The following is a 6,448-nucleotide window of genomic DNA, read 5'->3' as shown; positions in this document are numbered from 1 at the left end:
ATGATCAGATTATTAATTAACGGACAAGAAGTAGCACTCCCGGACGATTTTTCCTCTACTCTATATGAGGAAAATCCGGTATTCACTAAAAATGAGAAATACACGTATGATTTCCGTTCCATTAAGGGCTACTCTGTTATCTACTATCAGTATTGCACTTCGTCCCGGTTGTATGCCATTTTTTATATTTACCCGGTTTATATTTTCATAAATACGGGCATTTCTGAAATTGTTCAGAGATAATGTCAAATCATACGTGTATTTCTCATTTTTAGTGAATACCGGATTTTCCTCATATAGAGTAGAGGAAAAATCGTCCGGGACGAAGTGCAATACTGATAGTAGATAACAGAGTAGCCCTTAATGGAACGGAAATCATATTGGGTTTTGGAGATTCGAATGTAAAAATACAACTGGCCAGTGGAAAATCGGAGTTTAATTTTCTGATTGGATCTGATAAAAAACTTCGAAAACTTGATCTTGGTATGGCTTTTCCATATTTAGGAGCCGGTTGGCTCGATATTGCCAGAAAAGTATATGAGGATTTGAATAAAACATACCCCGAAAGAGATTGGGTATTGGCTCCATATACTGCCGGATATGACACTTCTATAAATGAAGAATCTAAAGTGATATTACGTATTGGTAATAATTTTACATTACCAAACCATCATGGCATGAGTTCTATCCCGGAAACATCTCAAGCGATACCTGTATTTGAGCCTTATTATTCAGGACAAGTTCCACAACCTTTTCTTTGTTTCATCATCAGAAAGGTTGTAAATGCTTTGGGCTATATTATGGAATACAATGTTATTGAAGATGATCCTATCCGCAAGCAATATTATATAGTACATGGCTTTAGAACATACGATTTTGCTAAGATGCTGCCAAACTGGACTGTAAAAGATTTTTTTGAGCAGCTGGAGTTATGGTTGGATTTAGTTACTGTTGTTGATGAAAAAAATAAATCGGTTAGGCTATTATACACATATCAAGCCTCAGAATTTACCGAAAAGCAAGATTTGAACGTGATAGATCAATTTGATGTAGATATTGATCAAAGTAACGACAAAAGGGTTCAAAATGGTAATGTTTCTTATGATTTTTCGGAAGATGATTATTATCTCTATATGAGAATTAACAGCTTTACCCGGACGAATGCAAAAAGAATGAATTTTAGTTCATTGAGTGAACTAATCGCACGTATTAATGCTAATCCGGCAGATAATTTCGAATATATCTATACAGTAGATAGCCCGAGTGATAAGTCTGAATTTATTGCATTCAAAATCGGATCGACCGTTACATTAAAGAAAATTGACAGCTTTAAGCCACTGATGAATAATCCGGAATCAGATGATATAGATATTGAATTAAAAATAGTTCCAGCCTCGTTTATTTCAACGTGGATACAAACAGCACCATCCAGTGTTTCGGAAGTTACCTCTGATTTTTGGCTTCAAATTCCGGTAGCTGAAAACTATGATGAACTTGTAAAGTCTGACGTTAGCGGGCCCCCTACAGAAAATCCGGAAGTAATAGAGATTAAAAATGTCCAGGATTCGATCGAATCGGAGCCCGACGACAATGAAGATAAAGGTGGAAGCCGTCTAAGATTAGCTATTTATGATGGTCTGAAAAATGCCACTCGAAAAAGGCTTGGAGGTTCGGGTGTAATAATACATTCGGCAATATATCCCATGGCTTATACTGAGAGCTTATATGAAGACTTGCCTGACAGCAAAGAAGAACATTATATGTCAACAGGGGGACATCTTTCCAATTCATTCAGACTAGATGTTATAAATGAAGAAATATATAGCAAAACAGAAATCATAGACACTACAGAGCCATATAAATTTTCATTCGAGTTAAATGATCGATTCAACATACAATCTACTTTCATTATAAGAAATAGAGAATTTATCTGTTTGAAGGTTGAGAAAACAATTCAAATCGATGGATTTGGAAAATATGCACTGGGGTATTTTTATCCTAAAAGAAAAGAATAAAGAGGCTTAACGCCTCTTTTTCTTTATAATTTAGGAAACTTATTCTTTACATAATCATTCCTTCGTCCCATTTTCTTAGAAAGATATATATCTGTCGTTGTGGTGTGAGTGTGTCGCAAATGATCCCTGATAGCGGGCAATGGGGCTCCACTCATTGCAAAAAGTATAGCACCGGTACACTTCCAGCTATATAGTTTATATTCCTTCGGAAATCCAAGGATGTCACGGTATTTATTAAATTCTAATCTGAATCTATTTTTACCCCAGCATTCAGGCCCGGGCTCTTTAGTTTTTCCAAACACATAAAACTCCCTATCATACGTTGAAATATTCATAGACTTGATTATTTTTTGTATCTCAGGAGGCATATTTATAATCCCTTGAGTTGTTTTTGCATTTTCTTCTCTAATTCGGATAGTATTGGTGAAGAAATTAATATCCTTCACTCTCAATAATCTTAGTTCTGTTCCCGGACGAATGGCACAATAAAATATCATGGCGCAAAAAAGATATACCTGTTCGTCGTTTTCCTTAATGTAATTTAGCAGATACTTTGCATCATCCCGGGTCATAGGTTGTGCCGAATGATCTGCTCTTTGTCGTCCTTCCGGAAGTTCGTATACCGGGCTTTTATTTACAAAATTCCTTTTAATCATCCAATTATATAACTGGCTTATCCGAGCTATAAAGTCTTTGATCGTTCTTCGTTCTAATTGACGATCGTTTATGAGATAATAACAAAATTCTGTTATTATCTCATTTGTCACATCCTGAGCAAATATTCCTTTTTTACCCTTTGATAAAAGCCATTGGTAAAATATTCTTAGTTTAGATGTATAGTCCTGATGTGTTTTCTTTTTTAAAATTGGCGACTTCTCTTCTAAAAAGGTATTGATATAATAGAAGAGATTTTTATCAGTCGTTTCCCTGGATCCATAAAAACGAGCCTGAATATTATAAGCGATCCTGTTATTGATCACAACAGATTCTAAGTCGAATGGTGTCCATCCGCTTAAAATTTTATCTGTAATCTCCTTTATGATATTTTGAGCGTGTTCTTGCCTCTTTTTAGCAGTATCTATTTGCTTGAACCCTTCATATATTCTATATCTTTCAAGCTTGTCAATCCTTTCATCTCGATAGGAATATTCAACATACCATTCTTTACTCAAATCCCCACCACAATCTATTAATCGTGGGAGAACGAATTTTACTTTTCTACGTCCCATATTCATTAAAAGTTTTTTAAGTGAATCGCGACAAACACAGAATATTAACTTCTAACTTTATGAGTCATTTTTGTCTGGAAAGTGTCTGGTACACTTTTAAACAGACACTTATTTTAAATAAAACGCTTACTACAAGCAACTTAAAATAAGTTTGTGGAGCATATCGGACTCGAACCGATCACCTTTAGACTGCCAGTCTAACGCTCTAGCCAGATGAGCTAATGCCCCCGATGAAAGCTGTGCAAATATATACAATTTTCGCTAATAATGCCAGATATATAAATAAAAAGAGAACTTTATCTCTATTTACCTGCATACTGTGAGCAGTATTCCACAGCAGACTTAATATTTTCCAGATTATCAAAATCCAGCTTATTTTCCTTAATATATTTCTTGATTTCTTCTTTGTGAGCTTTGAATAACTTTGCTAATGAGTCTGGCGAAGAAAAGCGCTTCTGTGTATTATTAATCTTTATATAATAGAAATTATCAGGCTTGTAATTAAATTTCTCGGAAACGTTCAGTGGAATAGTACGTCCTTCTTTATTAATTACACTTACACTCGTAATAGCGCTTGTTGTAGATGTCGTACCATAACCACTCGGTTTTCCCTCCGATACAGCTTTATATCTCCATTGTATATAAAAAATGAAGTTATTATAATTAATCCGTTCGTAGAATAAATTGCCTTTTATTTGCTCAAACATTCGGCCTTCAATATTGATATATGAAATATCCGAAGGATTGACTATCTCTAGTAAAGCATTATCCGAAGGTGAGAGGAAGAGCATCCTTTGATTTAAAGGATCATAATTAAGCTTTGCATATACAACTGCACCATTTTTATATACAGCTTTTCCATTTTTAAATTCATCGAATATATATACATTGTCTTCTTGAGCTTGCAGTTCCAATGATACAAAAAAGAGACTAAAGAATAACGATAGAAGAAGATATTTGTTTTTCATAATAGGCATTTATTTAAAGCTTTAACAAAGAAAATAAAGTATTTATAAATCTACAAATAATTCAGTATTTATTCTCTTTAAACAGTAAAAGTCCTGATAACTTCAGGACTTTCTTATATTTTATTATACAGAAATTTCAGATCAAATATCCACAACGAACTTTTTTAGCTCTAAACTCAATAGAGGTTGGGGTACCGATTGCTTTATTTCCGAAATTATTATATCCAAAACTCTTTCTCTCAAAAATTCTTTACGAGTAACCAAGCTGATTTCTCTTACCGGTGAAATACCTTTCAGCGGACGCACATTCTTTTTTTGTTGTTCGGTAAGATCTTCTATAGCCATCTCCGGAATAATAGTAAGCCCACTATTATTATCTACAATATTGATCAGTGTGCTTATGCTTCCTGCTTCGTAAGAGAATAAAGAATGTGAGCTTTTACGCTTACGCATATTACAAATTCTCAATATCTGTCCTCGGAAACAATGAACTTCTTCAAGCAACCACAGACGGTTTATATTCAGATCATCTTCTTCCAACTCTTTTTTTGCATAGAGTGATGTTTCGCGGGGAGAAACGTAAGCATAAAATCGTTCGTAATATATCGGATGTTCAGATATCTTATCATTTTTAAGAGGTGTAGCCAATATAGCACCATCTAAGGCCCCGTTCAACAACTTTTCTATTATCTGACCGGTTGTGGTTTCTTCTATTACCAGAACAATATCATAACCATTTTCGTCATGAACTTTCATTAATTTAGGTAATAAATAAGGAGCTATAGTAGGGATTATACCCAGTTTAAACACACCTTGAACTATTCCTTTCTCTTCTTGGATTATTTCTTTTATTTGCTTTACTTGCGATACAATGACACGAGCCTGATTTATGATCTGAATACCAATAACAGTTGGCTGAACAGGCAACTGACTACGATCAAATATTTTAACCCCCAGTTCATCTTCCAATTTCTGGATCATCATACTTAGGGTAGGCTGCGTTACAAAAGAAGCTTCAGCCGCTTTTGCAAAGTGGCGGTGATTGTCCACTGCAATAATATACTCCAGTTGCTGTATGTTCATATCTACGGTATTTAGTTAGTGTTAGTATTCTCTTTGTCCAAATATTGAAGAACCTACTCGTACTATAGTAGCTCCCTCCTCCACTGCTATTTCATAATCATCAGACATTCCCATAGAAATTTCGGAAAACGAATCAAAATCATGGAAATAGTCTGCTTTAAGTTCATCATAGAATAGTTTCAGGCTGCGAAACTCTGTTCTTATCAGGTCTACATTGTCCGTAAAGGTAGCCATACCCATTACCCCTCCAATATATGCATACTTCAACTGCTTCCAAAGACCTTCATCCAGCATCTGCCGACAAGTATCAAATGATAAGCCATATTTAGAATCCTCTTCAGCGATATGAATTTCTAAAAGACAGCAAATACGCCTATTTACACTTGTTGCCTGCTTATCTATTTCCTGCAAAAGCTTCCAACTATCAACACTATGAATAGTATGAACATATGGAACGATTGCTTTCACTTTATTTGTTTGAAGATGACCTATAAAGTGCCATTCTATATCTTGTGGCAACTGACTATGCTTCAGATCTACCTCTTGCATCCGACTTTCACCAAAAACCCGTTGACCGTTATCATAAAGTTTCTGTATAGCTTCTACAGGATGAAATTTAGATACAGCGACAAGTTTTACAGTTTCAGGTAAAGTCTCTTTTATTTTATGTAAGTTATCTGATATATTCATTTCAAGCCGGTAACACAATATAATTTATCAACCATAACTTTATGGCAAATCATACCAATACTACTTTCTTCTTTTCGTCTTCTGAATAAGGGAACACATCCATAATAGTAGTCTCGGATAATGAAGCAATAGTATAATCAGCCAAGGTTCCCTCCATGCCTTTTTCTACAACCTTCAGCGCTTCTTTTATATCAGATGCCTGAGCTAGCATTTGTACTGCTGTTTTCTTTTCCGTTCCACTTTTTTCATCCAAACTAATGAACATTACTTTAGCTTTAAAAAAACGATCGCCATTATCATTAAAGAATAATTCAGACAATTTAGCTCTTTTAATATCTGCGATTGTAAACTCTCCCGATATATAAGGTTTTATTTCTTCAATTATACGGGCTTCCGCCTCTGTGAAAGATAGTGCATCTACTAAATATGGTTCAGTTACTTTCTTTTGCATACCATTTTCCAG

7 protein-coding genes and 1 tRNA gene are annotated in these 6,448 nt (G+C 34.8%); 2 read left to right on the top strand and 6 right to left on the bottom strand.

The genetic code is table 11. The features are described from left to right. Positions 1-243, top strand: a 243-nt coding sequence (locus tag LDB17_RS07915) for a hypothetical protein (protein WP_393924977.1), incomplete at its 5' end; no start/stop codon positions are given. 137 nt (positions 244-380) lie between these two features. Continuing rightward, positions 381-2,015, top strand: coding sequence for a hypothetical protein (locus LDB17_RS07910; protein ID WP_393924976.1), 1,635 nt, complete (start codon positions 381-383; stop codon positions 2,013-2,015). Between the two features lie 23 nt (positions 2,016-2,038). Here the strand turns inward: LDB17_RS07910 and LDB17_RS07905 are convergent, their stop codons facing one another. From LDB17_RS07905 to LDB17_RS07880, 6 genes are all read right to left on the bottom strand, one after another. Continuing rightward, positions 2,039-3,244 carry a phage integrase SAM-like domain-containing protein gene (locus tag LDB17_RS07905; protein ID WP_252636421.1) on the bottom strand — a complete coding sequence of 402 codons (1,206 nt, stop codon included), beginning with the start codon at positions 3,242-3,244 and terminating at the stop codon, positions 2,039-2,041. Between the two features lie 154 nt (positions 3,245-3,398). Next, positions 3,399-3,472: transfer RNA gene (locus LDB17_RS07900), tRNA-Ala, on the bottom strand. 74 nt (positions 3,473-3,546) lie between these two features. Next, the gene (locus LDB17_RS07895; RefSeq protein ID WP_252636422.1) at positions 3,547-4,212 is read right to left on the bottom strand and encodes a hypothetical protein; all 666 of its coding nucleotides are present in this window, start codon (positions 4,210-4,212) and stop codon (positions 3,547-3,549) included. A 141-nt stretch (positions 4,213-4,353) separates the two neighbouring features. Beyond that, positions 4,354-5,295, bottom strand: coding sequence for a hydrogen peroxide-inducible genes activator (locus LDB17_RS07890; protein WP_006842748.1), 942 nt, complete (start codon positions 5,293-5,295; stop codon positions 4,354-4,356). Positions 5,296-5,316: 21 nt separating this feature from the next. Then, positions 5,317-5,985, bottom strand: coding sequence for a YggS family pyridoxal phosphate-dependent enzyme (locus LDB17_RS07885; protein WP_252636423.1), 669 nt, complete (start codon positions 5,983-5,985; stop codon positions 5,317-5,319). A 49-nt stretch (positions 5,986-6,034) separates the two neighbouring features. Further along, the coding region (locus tag LDB17_RS07880) for a DUF4494 domain-containing protein (RefSeq protein ID WP_393924975.1) at positions 6,035-6,448 on the bottom strand (414 nt) is incomplete at its 5' end.

Origin of the sequence: Dysgonomonas sp. Shenzhen-Wh21, from assembly GCF_043392705.1 — a bacterium.
Lineage (GTDB): Bacteria > Bacteroidota > Bacteroidia > Bacteroidales > Dysgonomonadaceae > Dysgonomonas.
Note: the sequence above shows the minus strand (reverse complement) of the source record. Positions and strands in the feature narration are given on the sequence as shown.